The 18,840-nt window shown below is 71.6% G+C and carries 17 protein-coding genes; 14 read left to right on the forward strand and 3 right to left on the reverse strand.

Going from position 1 to position 18,840, the window contains the following annotated elements; all coding sequences use genetic code 11:
• From steA to AB0H64_RS20850, 9 genes are all read left to right on the forward strand, one after another.
• On the forward strand, positions 1-1,197 hold the full coding sequence (steA, locus tag AB0H64_RS20810) for a putative cytokinetic ring protein SteA (protein ID WP_357627072.1): 1,197 nt from the start codon (positions 1-3) through the stop codon (positions 1,195-1,197).
• On the forward strand, positions 1,194-2,168 hold the full coding sequence (locus tag AB0H64_RS20815; RefSeq protein WP_357626715.1) for a copper transporter: 975 nt from the start codon (positions 1,194-1,196) through the stop codon (positions 2,166-2,168). The genes steA and AB0H64_RS20815 overlap by 4 nt, the downstream gene beginning before the upstream one ends.
• Positions 2,169-2,186: 18 nt before the next feature.
• Positions 2,187-3,038 carry a hypothetical protein gene (locus AB0H64_RS20820; RefSeq protein WP_357626718.1) on the forward strand — a complete coding sequence of 284 codons (852 nt, stop codon included), beginning with the start codon at positions 2,187-2,189 and terminating at the stop codon, positions 3,036-3,038.
• A gap of 136 nt (positions 3,039-3,174) precedes the next feature.
• Positions 3,175-4,818: a lipid II flippase MurJ gene (locus AB0H64_RS20825; protein WP_357626721.1), complete on the forward strand. Its 1,644-nt coding sequence runs from the start codon at positions 3,175-3,177 to the stop codon at positions 4,816-4,818.
• Between the two features lie 82 nt (positions 4,819-4,900).
• On the forward strand, positions 4,901-6,367 hold the full coding sequence (locus tag AB0H64_RS20830; RefSeq protein WP_357626724.1) for a glycosyltransferase family 4 protein: 1,467 nt from the start codon (positions 4,901-4,903) through the stop codon (positions 6,365-6,367).
• A gap of 181 nt (positions 6,368-6,548) precedes the next feature.
• Complete coding sequence (locus tag AB0H64_RS20835; protein WP_357627074.1) at positions 6,549-7,535, forward strand: TerC family protein; 987 nt, start codon at positions 6,549-6,551, stop codon at positions 7,533-7,535.
• A 105-nt stretch (positions 7,536-7,640) separates the two neighbouring features.
• Positions 7,641-8,282 carry a phosphatidylserine decarboxylase gene (locus tag AB0H64_RS20840; RefSeq protein WP_357626727.1) on the forward strand — a complete coding sequence of 214 codons (642 nt, stop codon included), beginning with the start codon at positions 7,641-7,643 and terminating at the stop codon, positions 8,280-8,282.
• Complete coding sequence (gene pssA / locus AB0H64_RS20845; RefSeq protein WP_357626730.1) at positions 8,269-9,087, forward strand: CDP-diacylglycerol--serine O-phosphatidyltransferase; 819 nt, start codon at positions 8,269-8,271, stop codon at positions 9,085-9,087. Before AB0H64_RS20840 ends, pssA begins: the two co-directional genes overlap by 14 nt.
• Positions 9,088-9,126: 39 nt before the next feature.
• Positions 9,127-9,399 carry a hypothetical protein gene (locus AB0H64_RS20850; protein WP_357626732.1) on the forward strand — a complete coding sequence of 91 codons (273 nt, stop codon included), beginning with the start codon at positions 9,127-9,129 and terminating at the stop codon, positions 9,397-9,399.
• Between the two features lie 32 nt (positions 9,400-9,431).
• Here AB0H64_RS20850 and AB0H64_RS20855 read toward each other — a convergent pair whose 3' ends face one another.
• Positions 9,432-10,088 carry an MBL fold metallo-hydrolase gene (locus tag AB0H64_RS20855; protein WP_357626735.1) on the reverse strand — a complete coding sequence of 219 codons (657 nt, stop codon included), beginning with the start codon at positions 10,086-10,088 and terminating at the stop codon, positions 9,432-9,434.
• A complete protein-coding gene (locus AB0H64_RS20860; protein ID WP_357626738.1) occupies positions 10,085-10,888 on the reverse strand; it encodes a maleylpyruvate isomerase family mycothiol-dependent enzyme in 804 nt (267 codons plus the stop codon). Before AB0H64_RS20860 ends, AB0H64_RS20855 begins: the two co-directional genes overlap by 4 nt.
• A 217-nt stretch (positions 10,889-11,105) precedes the next feature.
• On the opposite strand from AB0H64_RS20860, the gene uvrA reads away from it, so the two are divergent.
• Positions 11,106-13,946, forward strand: a complete 2,841-nt coding sequence (gene uvrA / locus AB0H64_RS20865) for an excinuclease ABC subunit UvrA (protein ID WP_357626741.1) — start codon at positions 11,106-11,108, stop codon at positions 13,944-13,946.
• 45 nt (positions 13,947-13,991) lie between these two features.
• On the opposite strand, the gene AB0H64_RS20870 is transcribed toward uvrA, so the two are convergent.
• Positions 13,992-14,804, reverse strand: coding sequence for a DUF2306 domain-containing protein (locus AB0H64_RS20870; protein WP_357626744.1), 813 nt, complete (start codon positions 14,802-14,804; stop codon positions 13,992-13,994).
• Between the two features lie 153 nt (positions 14,805-14,957).
• Between AB0H64_RS20870 and AB0H64_RS20875 the strand changes: the two genes are divergently transcribed.
• From AB0H64_RS20875 to uvrC, 4 genes are all read left to right on the forward strand, one after another.
• Positions 14,958-15,431, forward strand: coding sequence for a Rieske (2Fe-2S) protein (locus AB0H64_RS20875; protein WP_357626746.1), 474 nt, complete (start codon positions 14,958-14,960; stop codon positions 15,429-15,431).
• 131 nt (positions 15,432-15,562) lie between these two features.
• Positions 15,563-16,045, forward strand: coding sequence for a Rieske (2Fe-2S) protein (locus AB0H64_RS20880; protein ID WP_357626749.1), 483 nt, complete (start codon positions 15,563-15,565; stop codon positions 16,043-16,045).
• 46 nt (positions 16,046-16,091) lie between these two features.
• On the forward strand, positions 16,092-16,559 hold the full coding sequence (locus AB0H64_RS20885; RefSeq protein WP_357626751.1) for a Rieske (2Fe-2S) protein: 468 nt from the start codon (positions 16,092-16,094) through the stop codon (positions 16,557-16,559).
• Between the two features lie 178 nt (positions 16,560-16,737).
• Positions 16,738-18,840: an excinuclease ABC subunit UvrC gene (uvrC, locus tag AB0H64_RS20890; protein WP_357627077.1), complete on the forward strand. Its 2,103-nt coding sequence runs from the start codon at positions 16,738-16,740 to the stop codon at positions 18,838-18,840.

The following is an 18,840-nucleotide window of genomic DNA, read 5'->3' on the forward strand; positions in this document are numbered from 1 at the left end:
ATGAAGGTTCCGGGAAGCAGGATGCCGGGCCTCCGCGGCAGGAAGGTCGACGACCTTCCCGGTGTCACGGCAGTGGCGAGAATCGATCGACGGACGAAGAGGCTCACCAAGCGCCTCCAGCCCGGTGAGATCGCGATCATCGATCACGTCGACGTCGACCGGGTCAGCGCGGAGGCGCTTGTGGCATGCGGTGCGGCGGCCGTGGTGAACACCGCGGCCGGCATCAGCGGCCGCTATCCGAACCTGGGGCCCCAGATTTTGCTGGAAGCCGGGGTGCCCTTCGTCGACAACGCCACCCCGGAGCTGTTCGAGCGGGTCAAGGACGGCGACGTCGTACGACTGCACGAGGGCGTCGTCCACCTCGACGACATGGTGGTCGGCAAGGGCGACGAGCAGACGGCCGAGGCCGTCGAGGCCGCCATGGCCGAGGCCCGCGCCGGGCTCGCGGTGCAGATCGAGGCGTTCGCCGTCAACACGATGGAGTACGTCCGCGGCGAGGGCAAGCTGCTCATCGACGGCGTGGGGGTGCCGGAGATCCGCACCACGATGGAGGGCCGGCACGTCCTCATCGTGGTCCGCGGCTACCACTACAAGGACGACATCGCCACCCTCCGCCCGTACATCCGCGAGTACCGCCCCATCCTCATCGGCGTGGACGGCGGGGCCGACGCGCTGCTGGAGGCCGGCTACCTGCCCGACGTGATCGTCGGCGACTTCGACTCGGTCTCCACCAAGGCGTTGAGCTGCGGCGCCGAGCTCGTCGTGCACGCCTACCGCGACGGCCGCGCCCCCGGCCTCGAACGCGTCCACCAGCTCGGCCGCGAGGCCGTCATCTTCCCCGCCACCGGCACCAGCGAGGACATCGCGATGCTGCTGGCCGACGACAAGGGCGCGGAGCTCATCGTCGCCGTCGGCACCCACGGCACCCTGGAGGAGTTCCTCGACAAGGGGCGCTCCGGCATGGCCAGCACCTTCCTCACCCGCCTGCGCATCGGCAGCAAGCTCATCGACGCCAAGGGCGTGAGCAGGCTCTACCGCAGCCGCATCTCCACTCCGCAGCTGCTCCTGCTCGTGATCACCGCACTGATCACGATGGGGGTCGCCCTCTTCATCTCGCCGATCGGCCAGACCTGGCTGAACGGTCTCCAAGACGCCTGGAACGCGTTCATCTTCTGGCTGGTCGGACTCTTCTCGTGATTGATTTTCGCTACCACCTCGTCTCCATCGTCGCGATCTTCCTTGCGCTGGCCGTAGGCATCGTCATGGGCACCACGCTGCTCCAGACGCCCGCGATCGAGACCGCCAAGAGGACCAGCGACCTGATGGCCAAGACCAACAACGACCTGAGGTCCGAGCTCGACGTCCGGCGCGGCCGGGAGGCGGCCGACGACGCGTTCGTCACCGCGTTCACCCCGCAGCTCGTCGCCGGCGCGCTGAACGGCGAGCGCGTCCTGCTCGTGGAGGCGCCCGGCGCCAGCAGCACCTACCGCGAGGCGCAGCAGCAGGTGCTGCTCCAGGCGGGCGCCGCCATCACCGGCCGCGTCACGCTGACCGACAAGATCCTCGACGCCAAGAACCAGGGCGTGATCGACGGGCTCGTCACCCAGCTCAAGCCGCGCGACATGGCCCTGGCCCCGTCCGCCGGCGCCTACGACAAGGCCGCGGCCCTGCTGGCGGCCACGCTCGTGACCACCGACCAGGCCCAGGCCGGCACCGCCAACCCCGCCACCGCGGCCGTGCTCGGCGGGTTCGAGGCGGGCGGCCTGCTGAGCATCGACGACGAGCCGGCCAAGCGGTCCACGCTCGTCGTCATGTTCGCGCCGGAGCGGGCCTTCGAGGGGGACAACGCCGAGCCGCAGGCCGCCGCCCTGCTGGCCCTCGCACGCGGGCTCGACGCCGCCGGCAAGGGCACCGTCATCGCCGGCAGCGTCACCGCGGCCTCGGCGGGCGGCCTCATCACCGCCGCCCGCGACGACAGCGACCTGGTCAAGCGCGTCTCCACCGTCGACACCCTCGACATGCCCGCGGGCCGCACCGCGATCGTCTACGCTCTGCGGGAGCAACTCAACGGGCGGGCCGGCCAGTACGGCATCGGCGCCAACGTGACCGCGCCCATGCCCGCCGTGCCCAACTCCACCCCGACCGCGACCCCCTCCTCCGGGGGCTGACCCCCTCTGGGAGCTGACATGGCCCGTGGCCTGCTCCACGCGCTGGCCGGCGCCGCTCTGGGCGCCGTCGCCGCCCGCGCCGCCCACACCCTCCTGACCCGGGCCAGGTCTCAGGACCCGGATGACCGCTGGACCCGTAAGAACCACCGCGGTGAGCCGATCACCCTGCTTGAAGGCCCCGCGTTCGTGGCCGGCGCGGGAGCCGCCGCCGCGCTCCTCCCGGGCCTGCCGCCGCGCGTACGGCTCGCGGCGCTGCTCGCCGGAGGCGGCAGCGGGGCGCTCGGCGCCTACGACGACCTGTACGGCACCACCTCCTCCAAGGGGTTCAAGGGTCACCTGAGCGCGCTCGCGCGCGGCGAGGTCACCAGCGGAGCCGTCAAGATCCTCGGCATCGGCGCGACCGGGCTCGGCGCGGCCGCGCTCGTCTCCAGCGGCCCCGCCGACACGCTCGTCAACGGCGCGGCCATCGCCGGCGCCGCCAACCTCGCCAACCTCTTCGACCTGCGGCCGGGCCGCGCCATCAAGGTCGGCCTGCTCACCGGTGGGCCGCTGCTGGCCGCCGCCCTGCTCCGCGACCGGCCGGCGAGCGCCGCGCTGGCGGCCGTGCCCCTGGGCGCGGCCGCCGCGCTGCTGCCCGACGACCTGGGGGAGCGGGCCATGCTGGGTGACGCGGGCGCCAACGCGCTCGGCGCGCTCATCGGCCTGGCGGCGGTCACCACGCTGGGACGGCCGGGCAGGCTCGTGCTGCTCGGCACGGTCGCGGCGCTGACGGCCGCTTCGGAGAAGGTCAGCTTCACCAAGGTGATCGCCGGCAACCGGGTGCTCAACCGCCTCGACATGCTGGGCCGCCGCCCCGTCGACCCGGTGTGACCGAAGCGCTCACGGCGGCCGGGGTCCCAGGTGACGGGGCTGTCGGTGCCGCCTGCCAGGATGTCAGCGTGATCGGGGGACTGATGGCGCACGCGGCCCGGCGGCCGGTCAGCCGGCCTGCCGCGGGGAGGACGTCGTGACGGCCCGGCTGGCGCGCGGCGTCGCCGGGGGCGCCATGCTCATCGGCGCCATCACGATCCTCGCCCGCGTGACCGGCTTCGCCAAGCAGTACGCCTTCGCCAGGACCGTCGGCACCAACTGCCTGAGCACCGCCTACTTCACCGCCAACCAGATCCCCAACATCATCTTCGAGGTCGTGGTGGGCGGGGCGCTGGCCGGGATGGTCGTCCCCGTCCTCGCCGGGGCGGCCGCCACCGGCCAGGACGGCGGCGCCGGGCGGGCGCGGGTGGAGGAGATCAGCTCCGCCCTGCTGAGCTGGGTGCTGGTGGTGCTCGTCCCCCTCGGCGCGCTCACCGCGCTGCTCGCCGGGCCGATCGTCGGGCTGTTCCTCGGCGGGGAGGTGAAAGGTTGCGACGTCTCCGACGTCGCGGGCGTCCAGGCCGTGGCGACGCGCATGCTGGTCGTCTTCGCCCCTCAGATCCCCCTGTACGGGGTCGCGGTCGTCCTCTACGGCGTCCTGCAGGCGCACAAGCGGTTCGCCGGGCCCGCGCTCGCCCCTCTGGTGTCCAGCATCGTGGTCATCGTCGGCTACCTGCTGTTCGTCCCGCTCAGCGGCGACTGGGCGAGCCGGGACGGCCTGACCGCCCTGCCCCGCCCGGCCGAGCTGGCCCTGTCCGTGGGCACCAGCCTCGGCGTGCTCGCGCTCGTCCTCACCGTGGTGGGGCCCGTCGCCGGGCTCGGGCTGCGATGGCGGCCCGCGCTCCGCTTCCCGCCCGGCGTGGCCGTCCAGGTGCGGCGGCTGGCCATGGCCGGCGTGGCCGCGCTCCTCGCCCAGCAGGCCGCCATGGTCGTGGTCGTGCTGCTGTCCAACAAGGCCGTGGGCGGCGGGGCGCTCGCGGTCTACAACTACGCCTGGGCGATCTACCTGGTGCCGTACGCCGTGCTGGCCGTGCCCATCGCGACCAGCGCCTTCCCCCGGCTGTCGGCGCAGGCCGAGACGGGGGAGACGGCGGCGTTCTCCGCCCTGGCGGCCGGGGCGAGCCGGGCGGTCGTGGTCGTGTCCGGGCTGGCCGCCGGCGTGCTCGCCGCCACCTCGGAGCCGGGCGCAGCGGTGTTCCTCTGGACCAAGAGCGACGTGCCGCCGGACGACCTGGCGCGGACGATCGCGCTGTTCGCGCCCGGCCTGCTCGGCTACGGGCTCATCGCACACCTGAGCCGCGTCCTGTACGCGGCGGGGCACGGCAGGGCCGCCGCCACCGGCACGGTGACCGGATGGGTCGTGACGATGGTGGCGCAGACGGTGTTCGCGCTCACCTTCCCCGAGGGGTGGCGGATCGCCGGGATGGCGCTCGGCATGAGCGTGGGCATGACCATGGGCGGAGTGCTGCTGATGGTGTCCGTCGTACGCGCGCGGGGACGCGAAGCGGCGGCCGGCCTGGGACGTGCCGCGCTTGCTGCCGTCGCGGGCGGCGTGGCCGGCTACCTCGCGGGGGCCGGCGTCGTGGCGGCGCTCGATCCGCAGGGCTTCTGGGGGCAGATCGGCGCGCTGCCGTTGGCCGCGGTCGCGGCGCTGGCCGCGGGCGGGCTCGTGGTGGCGCTGGTGGACCGCGACGACGCCAGAGCTCTCGCGGGCACGCTCGTACGGGGCAGACGGTCCTGAGGCCTGCTTTCCGGGTCTTTCAGGCGGTTACCAGGTGTTTTTCCGGTCGTTTTCAGGTGGCGGGAGAGAAAGGAACGAGCAGGTGCGGGTGGCATTCGTCATGGGGACCACGTCCGGGGGCACCGGCCGGCATGTGCGCATGCTGGCCGGAGGGCTGGCGCGGCGCGGGCACCGGGTGCTGGTGGCGGGGCCCGCGAGCGTCGAGGAGCAGTTCGCGTTCACGGAGGGGGGCGCCCGGTTCGTGCCGGTCCGCGTCTCCGACCGGCCGCACCCGCTGGACGACGCCCGCTCGGTGCTGGCCCTCCGGCGGCTCACCAGGGACGCCGACGTGGTCCACGCCCACGGGCTGCGCGCCGGCGCCCTCGCCGCCCTCGCCCTGCCGGGCCGCGGTGCCTTGCTGACCCGCCGGCTGTCGCGGAGGTCGGTCGGGGCCGGCGCGCCGGGCGATGCGCCGGAAGGGCGTGACGGCGGGGCGGGTGCTGTGACGGGGCGTGGTGGCGGCTCCGATGCGCCCGAGGGGCGGGACGGCCGCACGGCGGGGCGGCGGCGGAGGGTGCTGGTCGTGACACTGCACAACGCGCTCACCGCCGGGGGGCTCGTCGGGGTCGTCTACGGGGTGCTCGAACGCGTCGTGGCCCGGCGCGCCGACCACGTGCTCGTCGTCTCCCCGGACCTGGGGGAGCGGATGGTCGCGCTGGGGGCCGGTGATGTGCGGCCCGCCGTGGTGCCCGGCCGGGTGCTCAGGCCGGCGAAGAAGACACCCGAGGAGGTACGGTCCGAGCTGGGGGCCGGGCGACGGCCGATCGTGCTGACCCTCGCGCGGCTGGCCCAGCAGAAGGGCCTGGAGACCCTGCTCGACGTCGCCCGCGGCCCCTGGCCGGGCGCGAAGCCGGGGGACCACGGCTGGGGCGGCCACGGTTCAGAGGGCCGCGGCCCAGTGGGCCACGGTTCGGAAGGCCACGGCTCGGAAGGCCACGGTTCAAAGGGCCGCGGTTCGGGAGGGCAGGGCTCCGGAGGCCGGGGCTCGGGTTCGGTCGAGCAGGGCGTGGGGTCCGGGGCGGCGAAGGAGGCGGGGGCAGGGGCGACCGAGTCCGCGGCCGGCGAGGATGTGCGGCCGTTGTTCGTGGTGGCGGGGGAGGGGCCGTTGAGGGAGGCGCTGCAGGCCAGGATCGACGCCGAGCGGCTGCCCGTGACGCTGCTGGGCAACCGTGACGACGTGCCCGACCTGCTGGCCGCCGCCACCGTCGTCGTGTGGCCGAGCCGCTGGGAGGGCCTGCCGCTGAGCCTCAGCGAGGCGCTCATGGCCGGTCGTCCCGTCGTCGCGACCGCCGTCGGCGGTATCCCCGGGCTGCTCGCGGGGGCGGGGCGGCTGGTGCCGTACGGCGACGCCGGCGCGATGCGCGCGGCCGTACGGGAGATCGTGGCGGACCCCGCGGCGGCGACCCGCATGGCGGCGGCCTCCGCCCGGCGCGGCGCCGAGCTGCCCGGCGACGACGACGCGGTGGACAGCGTGCTGTCCGTGTACGGAGACCGCCAAGGTGGGGGATGATTAGGCGGACCTTAAGCGTTCTCATATACTGCGTTCGTTAGGGAGGGGAGTATCCCTTCGCGGCAGCCTCGTCATCACGGTGCAGCCCCGCTCCACGGGGCCCCCGGGGCTGCCGGTTCGCCGATCATGGCGGGCGGGAGAGACCTCCGGCAGTCAGTTCATGCATGCCGGAGGAAGTGACGTGACCGCACCCGTTTGGGCCTATTTCGCCGTCATCGGCGGTCTACTGGTGGTTCTGGCCGTGGACCTGTGGATCGTCGACCGTGGCGAGGCGCGTGAGTTCTCCATGCGCCAGGCCGGTTACTGGGTCACGTTCTACGTCGCCCTGGCCGTCGCCTTCGGCGCCCTGCTGTGGGCCACGACGGGCCCCGACAAGGCGGGCGAGTTCTTCGCCGGCTACATCACCGAGTACAGCCTGAGCATCGACAACCTGTTCATCTTCTTCATCATCATGAGCAGGTTCGCGGTGCCCAGGGCCTACCAGCACAAGGTGCTGCTCGTCGGCATCGTGCTGGCGCTGGTGATGCGCGGCATCTTCATCGCGCTGGGCGCCGCCGCACTGGAGCGGTTCAGCTGGTTGTTCTATGTGTTCGGCGCGTTCCTCCTCTACACCGCCTTCACCATCGTGCGTGACCACCTCAAGGACGAGGACGAGGATTTCAACGAGAACATCCTGCTCCGGTGGGTGCGCCGGGCGTTCCCCACCACCGAGGGGTACGTCGGCTCGAAGATCACCGCCAAGATCGACGGCCGCCGCATGGTCACCCCGATGCTCATCGTGATGATCGCGATCGGCTCCACCGATCTGCTGTTCGCGCTCGACTCGATTCCGGCGATTTTCGGGCTCACCACCGACCCGTTCATCGTCTTCACCGCCAACGCGTTCGCCCTGATGGGGCTGCGTCAGCTCTACTTCTTGCTGGGTGGCCTGCTGCAGCGGCTTGTTTACATCAGCTACGGTTTGGCGTTCATCCTTGGGTTCATCGGGGTTAAGCTGATATCGGAGGCCTTGCACGCCAGCGGGGCCTCCTGGGCGCCCGAGATCCCCATCTGGCTGTCACTCACGGTCATCGGCGGCACCATGGTCATCACCACCGTGGCCAGCCTGATCAAGGCCCGCGTCGACACGCGCCGGAGCGAGGAAAGCAGTCCTACCAGGGCTGGCTAAATGGCTTTCGAGGCGCTTTGCTTGTGTAGTCGCGCCGTGTAATAGTTGCTGACTCTGTAACATCACGGCAAAGCGCCCAGTCCAGTCATTCACCAAAGGTTGTCCGTGTCAGACGATTCTGCTAAGACGAGCCGAGTCCGGCTCGCACGCGGGGTGTCCCCGTGGCTCCTCCCGACTGCGGCCATCGCGGCCGCGACCGCGCTGCTCGCGCGCCGGGACCGGCGATGGGCGCTCGCGGCGGTGCCGTTGAGCGCGCTGACCGGGGGCATGCTCTGGTTCTTCCGCGACCCTGACCGCATCCCCGGGTTCGGCCGGATCCTGTCGCCCGCCGACGGGGTCGTGCAGAGCATCGACCCGTGGCCCGACGGCCGCACCCGGGTCGCCATCTTCATGAGCCCGCTGAACGTCCACGTCAACCGGGCGCCTCTTGCGGGAAATGTCACCTCCGTGCAGCATGTGGCGGGTGGGTTCCTGCCGGCTTTCAACAAGGACAGCGACCAGAACGAACGCGTGGTGTGGCATTTCGAAACCGCGCTCGGCGACATCGAGATGGTGCAGATCGCGGGCGCGGTGGCGCGCAGGATCGTGCCGTACCTGACCGCGGGCGCCAAGGTCGAGCAGACCGATCGCATCGGTCTCATCAGGTTCGGCTCCCGGGTGGACATCTACCTTCCGGAAGGCATCTCGCCCGCTGTGTCGGTGGGCCAGAAGACGGTTGCGGGGGTGACCAGAATTGACCACGGCTGACGCCGGCAGCTGGCAGGCCGAGGAGGAGGAGCCTCAGGGCCCCGTCGGCAAGGCGTTCCGTCTCTCGGCGGCCGACTCGCTGTCTCTCGGCAACGCGCTCTGCGGGTTCCTCGCGGTCTGCGTCCTCGCCTCCTCGGCGATCCGCTCGCTGCAGGAGGGCGACGGGTTCCGGCCCGCGCCGAGCTACTTCGCGACCGCGGTGGTGCTGCTCCTCATCGGCGCCACCTGTGACCTGTTCGACGGCCTGGTCGCCCGGCGCTTCCGCGCCTCGGCGATGGGCGCCGAGCTGGACAACCTGGCCGACGTGATCAGCTTCGGGTTCGCACCCGCGTTCATGATCGTGATCTGGGGCGGCTTCACCGACCGGGTTCCGTTCCCCGCCGTGCTGGCGGCCGCCGCCGCGGTGCTCATCGCGGGCGTCGTACGGCTGGCGAGGTTCGCCTGCGTGAAGACGAAGAGCGGCGACTTCATGGGCCTGCCCATCCCCATGGGCGCCATGACCGTGATCTCGATCGTGCTGCTGTTCGAGCCGAACATCCTGGCCCTGCTGGCCGTGCTCGGCGTGGCCTGGCTGATGGTCAGCCGCATCGAGTACCCGAAGCCGAAGGGCCAGCTCGCCGCCGTCGTGCTGGGCTGGATCATGGTCAACGTGGCCTTCCTCACCTTCTGGGTGGCCTGGCCGGAAGGCGGCGACCTGCCGATCAAGATCGGTGCCTCGATGCAGATCGCGCTCGTCGCGGCGATCCCGCTGAGGGTGCTGTTCTACAAGCGGGAGCAGCGGAAGGAAGCCGAGCGCGTCGGCTGACGGCGGCCGCCGTCCCGGCCCCGGATGGATGGAGCCGCCATGTCGGCCACACCCCGTGAGCACACCCGGACGTACTTCCTGGGCAAGCTGGCACAGGAGCTGGAGGCGCGCGGCCTGACCGCCACGCTGCGCGCCTACCCCCCGGCGCTGCGGATCAGCGATCCCGACACGGCGATGCTGGCCGAGACCGTCGACTGCGTGCCGCTGTCGGACGGATGGTTCTACCGCTGGTCGTGGGGTGAGATCGTCGGGCTGGCCGACGACCCGGCGCTGGCGGCGAACCGTATCGCGCAGGTGCTCACCGGCCGCTGAACGGACACCGGATCACCCGGCCGCCCGCCGGCTCACCAGCCGCGGGCCTTCCACTGCGGCAGCGACGGCCGCTCGGCCCCCAGCGTCGTGTCCTTGCCGTGGCCCGGGTAGACCCACGTCTCGTCCGGCAGCCGGTCGAAGATCCGCTCGACCACGTCGGCGTAGAGCTGCGCGAAGCGCTCGGGGTCCTTCCACGTGTTGCCCACGCCGCCGGGGAACAGCGAGTCACCCGTGAACAGGTGCTTCTCCGCGCCGCCACCGTCGTACAGAAGCGCGATCGAGCCCGGCGTGTGGCCGCGCAGGTGGATCACCTCCACCGTCACGACGCCGACCGTGATCCGGTCGCCGTGCTCGACCTCGCGGTCCACCGGCACCGGCAGGGCCGGCGCGTCCAGGGGGTGCGCGATCACCTGGGCGCCCGTCACCTTGACCATCTGCTCCAGGGCCTGCCAGTGGTCGCCGTGCTGGTGCGTCGTCACGATGGAGCTCAGCGGCTGGTCGGACACCAGCGCGAGCAGCCGGTCCGCCTCCGCCGCCGCGTCGATGAGGAGCCCGTCGCCGGTCTCGGCGCAGCGCAGCAGGTAGGCGTTGTTGTCGTACGGTCCGACGGCGAGCTTGCTGATCGTCAGCTTGGGCAGCTCGCGCACGTCGGCCGGACCGCCGACCTGGACGTCGCCTGTGTAGGTCATGGGTAGTCCTCCGGGGGCGTCGCGGGCAGGTCAGCCGGGGCGGGCATCGTCAGCCACGGCGGTGCCGCGGGAACCTGCGGGTCCGCCGGGCCGGGCACGGACGACCGCCCCTCCAGCACCACCCTAACCCCCTTGCCCGTTGATCTGCCTGTCAGCCAGGCCAGCATGTCCGCCGGCCGGCCCTCCACGACCGGACCCGTGCCGAGGTCACGCCAGAGAGCCGGCAGGTCTCCGCCCGGCGCGTCCAGCAGGCGGATCCCGCCGACCGTGCTGCTGTCGTGCGGCCACGTCCGCAGGCAGTCGTGCAGCTCCCGCCGGACGAACCGCTCGCCCCAGTCCGCCGGGCCGTACCCCGCCCCGAGGTCCACGTGGTGCATGCCCAGCTCGCGGATGCGCCGGACCAGCACGTACCAGGCCGGGTGCGGCGGCGGGCGCATCGCCTCCACCGGGGCCCGCCACGCCTCCTCCGGCAGGTCCTCGACCACGGCGTCCAGGCGGGCCGCGCTCTCCCGGAGGTCGGCCAGCTGCTCGGCGGCCGTCCGGTGGGCGCCGGCCTCGATCCCGGCGTCCCGGGCGGCGGCGCTGTCGTACTGCGGGACGCGCACGCCCGTCCTGGCCCAGGTGAGCAGGTTGACGAGCCCGTCGGCGTTCCTGGCCAGATGGGCGAGGACGTGGCCGCGCGTCCACCCGGGCAGACGGGACGGCGCGGCCACGTCAGGGTCGCCGAGCGCCGCCACGGTGTCCAGGAGCGCGGAGGTCGCCGAGGTCAGCTCACCCCGTAAGGTCGTAACTACTGTCATGCCACATATTTCAGCATCTGGTGGGTGCGGGATCGGGCGACGGGCATAAAAGGGCAGGTCATGACGTTGACATGGGAAGGCCACCTGCTGAGGTGGGAGCAGGCCGTAATCTGAGAGGGACGGATTTTCGGGGGGCGGCAAACGGCCCGCCGAAATTGTCGGTGCCCCCGTCTACCATCCCCGTGGACCTATCCGCCTTCTTGACATCGGGATCGCCGTGGCAGACCGCCTCATCGTGCGTGGTGCGCGCGAACACAACCTCAAGGACGTCTCGCTCGACCTGCCGCGAGACGCTCTGATCGTCTTCACCGGCCTGTCCGGTTCGGGCAAGTCGAGCCTGGCCTTCGACACGATCTTCGCCGAGGGCCAGCGACGCTACGTCGAGTCGCTCTCGGCCTACGCCCGCCAGTTCCTCGGCCAGATGGACAAGCCCGACGTCGACTTCATCGAGGGTCTGTCGCCCGCGGTGTCGATCGACCAGAAGGCCACCAGCAAGAACCCCCGCTCCACGGTCGGCACGATCACGGAGGTCTACGACTACCTGCGGCTGCTGTGGGCGCGCATCGGCAAGCCGCACTGCCCGGTCTGCTCCCGCCCGATCGCGCGGCAGATGCCGCAGCAGATCGTCGACCGGGTGATGGACCTGGAGGAGGGCACCCGCTTCCAGGTGCTCGCCCCGGTCATCCGCGGCCGCAAGGGCGAGTACAGCGAGCTGTTCCGCGAGCTGCAGACCAAGGGCTTCGCCCGGGCGCGGGTCGACGGCACCGTCGTGCGTCTGGAGGAGCCGCCGACGCTGAAGAAGTACGAGAAGCACGACATCGAGGTCATCGTCGACCGTCTGTCGGTCAAGGAGTCGGCGCGGCGGCGGCTCACCGACTCGGTCGAGACCGCGCTGCAGCTGTCCGGTGGCACGATCACCCTCGACTTCGTCGACCTGCCCGACGACGACCCCGGCCGCGAGCGGTTCTACTCCGAGCACCTCTACTGCCCGTACGACGACCTGTCGTTCGAGGAGCTGGAGCCCCGCTCGTTCTCGTTCAACTCCCCGTTCGGCGCCTGTCCCGAGTGCACCGGCCTCGGCACCAAGATGGAGGTCGACCCGGAGCTGGTCGTCCCCGACCCCGAGCGCACGCTGCGCGAGGGCGCCCTGCACCCCTGGTCGGGCGGCCACACCAGCGAGTACTTCGTCCGGCTGGTCGAGGCGCTCGGCCACACCATGGGCTTCACGCTCGACACCGCCTGGGAGAAGCTGCCGAAGAAGGCCCAGAAGGCGCTGCTGTTCGGCTACGACGAGCAGGTCCACGTCCGCTACAGCAACCGCTACGGCCGCCAGCGCTCCTACTACACCACCTACGAGGGCGTCATCCCGTGGGTGCAGCGCCGGCACGCCGAGGCGGAGAGCGACGCGACCCGCGAGCGCTTCGAGGGCTACATGCGGGAGATCCCCTGCCCAGCCTGCAAGGGAGCCAGGCTCAAGCCGGTCTCGATGGCCGTGACCGTCTCCGGCCAGTCGATCGCCGCGGTGTCGGCCATGTCGATCGGCGAGTGCGCGGCGTTCCTGTCCGAGCTCAAGCTGTCCGACCGCGACATGCAGATCGCCGAGCGGGTCGTCAAGGAGATCAACGCCCGCCTGGGCTTCCTGCTCGACGTCGGCCTCGACTACCTCACCATGGACCGCGCCGCCGCCACCCTGGCAGGCGGCGAGGCGCAGCGCATCCGGCTGGCCACGCAGATCGGCTCCGGTCTCGTGGGCGTCCTGTACGTCCTGGACGAGCCCTCGATCGGCCTGCACCAGCGCGACAACATGCGCCTGCTCGACACGCTGGTCCGGCTGCGCGACATGGGCAACACCCTGATCGTCGTCGAGCACGACGAGGACACCATCGCCGCCGCCGACTGGGTGGTCGACATCGGGCCGGGCGCCGGCGAGCACGGCGGCCAGGTCGTCGTCTCCGGCACCGTCCAGGACCTGCTGACCAGCGAGGAGTCGCTGACCGGCCAGTACCTGTCCGGCCGCCGCAGCATCGCCATCCCGGCCCAGCGCCGCAAGCGCGACCGCAAGCGGCAGATCACGGTCAAGGGCGCCCGCGAGCACAACCTCAAGGGCGTCGACATCGACTTCCCGCTGGGCCTGTTCACCGCCGTCACCGGCGTGTCCGGGTCGGGCAAGTCGACGCTGGTCAACGACATCCTGTACGCCGCCCTGGCCAAGGAGCTGCACGGCGCCCGCACGGTGCCCGGTCGCCACTCCCGGATCAACGGCATGGACCACGTCGACAAGGTCGTCCACGTCGACCAGTCGCCGATCGGGCGCACCCCGCGCTCCAACCCCGCCACCTACACCGGTGTGTTCGACCACGTACGCAAGCTGTTCGCGGCCACCACCGAGGCGAAGGTCCGCGGCTACCAGCCTGGCCGCTTCAGCTTCAACGTCAAGGGCGGCCGGTGCGAGGCGTGCGCGGGCGACGGCACCATCAAGATCGAGATGAACTTCCTGCCGGACGTCTACGTCCCCTGCGAGGTCTGCCACGGCGCCCGCTACAACCGGGAGACGCTGGAGGTCCACTACAAGGGCAAGACCATCTCCGAGGTGCTGGACATGCCGATCGAGGAGGCGCTCGCCTTCTTCGACGCGATCCCGGCGATCAAGCGGCACCTGCAGACGCTGCACGACGTCGGCCTCGGCTACGTCCGGCTCGGTCAGCCCGCCACCACGCTGTCCGGCGGTGAGGCGCAGCGGGTCAAGCTCGCCTCTGAGCTCCAGCGGCGGCAGACCGGGCGGACGATCTACGTCCTCGACGAGCCGACCACGGGCCTGCACTTCGAGGACATCCGCAGGCTGCTCGGCGTCCTCGGCCGGCTGGTCGACGGCGGCAACACCGTGATCGTCATCGAGCACAACCTCGACGTCATCAAGACCGCCGACTGGATCATCGACATGGGGCCGGAGGGCGGCTCCCGGGGCGGCACCCTGGTCGCCGCGGGCACGCCCGAGGAGATCGCCGTGGTCGAGGAGAGCCACACGGGCCGCTTCCTCCGCAAGATCCTCCAGCTCTAGCCGGGCGCGGGGTCCCGGCCGGTCAGGCAGTCCCTCCCCGGCCGGTCAGGCCGCGGAGGACGGGCTCTCGGCTGCGCGGCGGCGGGCGCGGCGCCTGGCGTCGCCGCGCTCCAGCCACCACTCCGCCACCAGCAGCGGCAGCACCCAGCCGAGCCATCCCCCCAGGCCCGCCGCCGTCTGGGCCAGCAACGCCTGGTCGCCGTGGAAGGTGGTCTCCAGCTCCGGCTGCAAGAGCATGACGAGCACCACGCCGTAGATCCGGTTCGTGATGATCGACATGGTGAGGGCGAAGCTGCGCACCATCCACCTGCGGTGCTCCACGAACCGGCGCCGCCGGGCCGTCCGCCATCCGGCGATCGTGCAGCCCAGCCACAGCAGCGCGAGCAGCACGTTGCTGGCCCGGATGACGTGCCCGAACGGCGTGGCCAGGCCCGCCACCAGGCCCATCAGCCCCGCCGGCAGGCAGCCGCCGAACACGTACACCCTGCCGACCAGCCGGTGCGCCCGCGGATGGCGCTCCCTGAACCACGGCCAGATCTGCAGGCAGCACGTCAGCATCGCCACCGAGCCGAACACCACGTGCAGCGACAGCACCACGTAGTGGGGCGGGAAGAACGCCGGCGCGGGCACCCGCGACAGCGACGGGTCGAACGAGACGTACGGCGGCAGCGAGAACGCCACGAACGCCGGCGCGACCACGGCCAGCGGCGCCACCCACGGCCGCCGCCACCAGCGAGGACGCGCGCCGGAGAGCGGCGGCCGGGACCCGGCGGAGGGGACGTGGCCCGGCGGGGAGGAGGGCGGCGGGGAGGAGGGCGGCGGGGAGGAGGGCTCGGACGAGTCGCTGAGAACGGTCATGGCGGCAGGTTCGCCGGTGCCGCTGACCGATCGCGCACCACCCGCTGACGGGACCGGCGCCCACTGCCCCTACAGTGATGAACGCGCAGGAGCAAGGTCTTCAGGGGGCCTGACCTGCGGGGGTCGGCGGCGACGCGGAAGGGTCGGCAGCACATGAGGGGTTCGGAGCGGGGCTTCGCCATGCCCGCGATCGAGGACATGCCCGCGATCGAGGAGACGCGCGTGGATGCGGTGGGACGTCGTCAGGCGATCGGCGTGGCGGGAGCGGCCGTGTGCGGGCTGGCGCTCGCCGGCTGCGGCGCCGGCGGCGAGGAGACGGCCCCGGCGCAGAGCATCAAGGGGCAGGTCCTCGCCAAGACGGCCGACGTGCCGGTCGGCGGCGGCACCTTCGTGGAGCAGTGGAAGATCATGATCACGCAGCCCGCCGAGGGCGTCTTCAAGGCGTTCAGCGCGATCTGCCCGCATCGCGGCTGCTCCGTCGGCTCGCCGCAGGACTCCGTCATGACGTGCCCCTGCCACGGCAGCGAGTTCGCCGCCGACACCGGCAAGTGCCTCAAGGGGCCCGCCACCGCGCCCCTCGCGGCGTACCAGGTCAAGGTCGAGGGCGACGGCATCGTCGTCGTCTGAGGGGCTCACCCCTGCGGGTGCGTCCTACCGGTAATTGTGCGTGGTTCTCCCGATCGGCGTAGGTGACGCTGAACCGGCCGGCGGGTGCCGGCCGTACCTGGGGATGAGACCCGAACCTGGAGGAACGCACCATGACCGATACGACGCGCCGGGCGGTTGTACTGGGGGCCGGCGGCGCCGGACTGGCCGCGGTTCTGACCGCCTGCGCCAGCTACGGCGACCCCGCCACCCAGGGCAGCCTGCCTCCCGCCGAGGAGGAACCCCAGGCCGAGGAGTCTTCTTCGTCCGCGGCGCCGACGAAGAAGAAGACGAAGACGACGGGCGGCGGCAAGGCGCTCGCCGACACCGCCGACATCCCTTCGGGGGGCGGGAAGGTCTTCGAGAGCCAGAAGATCGTCGTCACCCAGCCGCAGGACGGCGAGTTCAGGGCCTTCACGGCGGTCTGCACCCATGCGGGGTGCACGGTGGCCAGCGTCTCGAACGGCACGATCAACTGTCCCTGCCACGGCAGCAAGTTCAAGATCGAGGACGGCTCCGTGGCGGACGGCCCCGCGGACGAGCCGCTCGCCGAGAAGAAGATCAAGGTGGACGGCGATAAGATCATGCTTGCTTGATTAAACTTTCATGCTTTTCTCACCTGAGTGCGGTTGGGTGGGACGTATGGCAGAAGACCTTCAGAGCCGCAGAGCGGTGATCGCGGGAGTGGGCGTCGGTGGCCTCGCGCTGGCGCTGACCGCCTGTGGCGGCGGCGAGAGCGGCACGTCCACCGGCACCGAGACCGGCGCGCCGTCCACGAGCGGGAGCGGGCAGCCGAGTGCCGGGAGCACCGGCTCGTCCGCGGGCGGCGCCCTGGCCAAGACGGCCGACATCCCGGTGGGCGGAGGTACGGTCTTCAAGGAGCAGAAGATCGTGGTGACGCAGCCCACGGCGGGCCAGTTCAAGGCGTTCAGCGCGATCTGCACGCACAAGGGCTGCACGGTCAACAAGGTGGCCGACGGGCTGATCGACTGCCCGTGTCACGGCAGCAAGTTCAAGGTGCAGGACGGCGCGGTCGCCGACGGGCCGGCCACGGAGCCGCTTCCCGAGAAGCAGATCAAGGTGGAGGGCGACCAGATCACCCTGGCCTGAGCCATTCCGTACGGCCCTGCACAGGTCCCTCGCCGGGCCCACGCCACACCCGCGAGGCACCTGTGCAGGGCCACACCCATGCCCTTCGCCCCGGCGGCCCGGGACCGGTCGGTCGGCGGCGGGGTCTGTCGGTGGGGGCCGTTAGTCTTTGAACGTGGCGAGATCAGCGGGCACCCCCTTGAGCTTCCGGCCCCGGCCCGGGTCCATCCCGGAGTCCCCGGGGGTCTACCGGTTCAGGGACGCGCACGGCCGGGTGATCTACGTCGGCAAGGCCAAGAGCCTGCGACAGCGGCTCAACTCGTACTTCGCCGACTTCTCCGCCCTGCACCCGCGCACCCAGACGATGCTGACCACGGCGGCCGACGTCGACTGGACCGTCGTCGGCACCGAGGTCGAGGCGCTGCAGCTCGAATACTCCTGGATCAAGGAGTTCGACCCCCGCTTCAACGTCAAGTACCGCGACGACAAGTCCTACCCGTACCTCGCCGTCACCATGGGCGACGACTTCCCGCGCGTCCAGGTGATGCGCGGCGCCAAGCGCAAGGGCACCCGCTACTTCGGCCCCTACTCCCACGCCTGGGCCATCCGCGAGACCGTCGACCTGCTGCTGCGCGTCTTCCCGGTGCGCACCTGCAGCGCCGGGGTGTTCAAGCGGGCCGGGCAGATCGGCCGGCCCTGCCTGCTCGGCTACATCGACAAGTGCTCCGCGCCGTGCGTCGGCCGCGTCACCCCCGAGGAGCACCGCGCGCTCGCCGAGGACTTCTGCGACTTCATGGCCGGCAACACCAGCCGCTTCATCAAGCGGCTGGAGAAGGAGATGCGCGAGGCCGCCGGCGAGCAGGAGTACGAACGCGCCGCCCGCCTGCGCGACGACGTCCAGGCGCTCCAGCGCGCCCTGGAGAAGCAGGCGGTCGTGCTCGGCGAGGGCACCGACGCCGACGTCATCGCCCTGGCCGAGGACCCGCTCGAAGCCGCCGTCCAGGTCTTCTACGTGCGCGGCGGGCGCATCCGCGGCCAGCGCGGCTGGGTCGTCGACAAGGTCGAGGAGACCACGCCGGGCGAGCTGGTCGAGCAGTTCCTGCTGCAGATGTACGGCGATGCGAGCCCCGACTCGATGCCCCGCGAGGTGCTCGTGCCCGAGCTGCCGCCCGACGCGGCCGCGGTCGCCGAGTTGCTGTCCGAGCATCGCAAGGCCCGGGTCGAGGTACGGGTGCCGCAGCGCGGCGACAAGAAGTCGCTGCTGGAGACCGTCGCGCGCAACGCCATGGAGTCGCTCGCCCAGCACAAGATCCGCCGCGCCAGTGACCTGACCACGCGCAGCAAGGCGCTCCAGGAGATCGCCGACGCGCTCGGCCTCGACCAGGCGCCCCTGCGCGTCGAGTGCTACGACGTCTCCCACCTCCAGGGCGAGAACGTGGTGGCGTCGATGGTCGTCTTCGAGGACGGCCTGGCCCGCAAGAGCGAGTACCGCCGCTTCGCCGTCAAGACCAAGGAGGGCGACGTCGCCTCGATCCACGAGGTGATCATGCGGAGGTTCCGCCGCTACCTGGAGGAGCGCTCGGCCACCGGCGAGCTGGCCGCCGACGACGAGGCCCACGGCCTCATCGACCCCGAGACCGGCAAGCCACGCAAGTTCGCCTACCCGCCCAACCTCGTCGTCGTCGACGGCGCCGGCCCCCAGGCCGCCGCCGCGCAGCGGGCGCTCGACGAGCTGGGCATCGACGACGTCGCCGTGTGCGGCCTGGCCAAGCGGCTGGAGGAGGTGTGGCTGCCCGGCGACGACCAGCCGGTCATCATGCCGCGCTCCAGCGAGGGGCTCTACCTGCTGCAACGTGTCCGCGACGAGGCGCACCGGTTCGCCATCACCTACCATCGGTCCAAGAGGTCCAAGACCGTGAAGGAGAGCGCGCTCGACAGCGTGCCAGGTCTCGGCCCGGCACGGAGGCAGGCGCTGCTCAAGCACTTCGGCTCCGTCAAACGGCTGCGCGAGGCCACCGTGGCGGAGATCTGCGAGGTCCCCGGCATCGGCCGGTCGACCGCGGAGGTGATCGCATCGACGCTGAAGGGGGAGTCATCCGTGACCACCAGCGAGGCGGCGCCCGCCCGGCGGGCCGCCGGCGACGCCGACGGCACCCTTGACACGCGTGCCGGTGACGGCACTCTCGGCACGCGTGCCGGTGACGGCGCCGGCGCCCTGAACGGCGTCACCGGGGGCGGGGCAGCCGTCACGGCGCCGGGCGAAGCGGGTAGGCCTGACCGACCGAGCGGCCGAACGGAGTGA

It is taken from the genome of Nonomuraea sp. NPDC050733, assembly GCF_040654215.1.
GTDB lineage: Bacteria > Actinomycetota > Actinomycetes > Streptosporangiales > Streptosporangiaceae > Nonomuraea.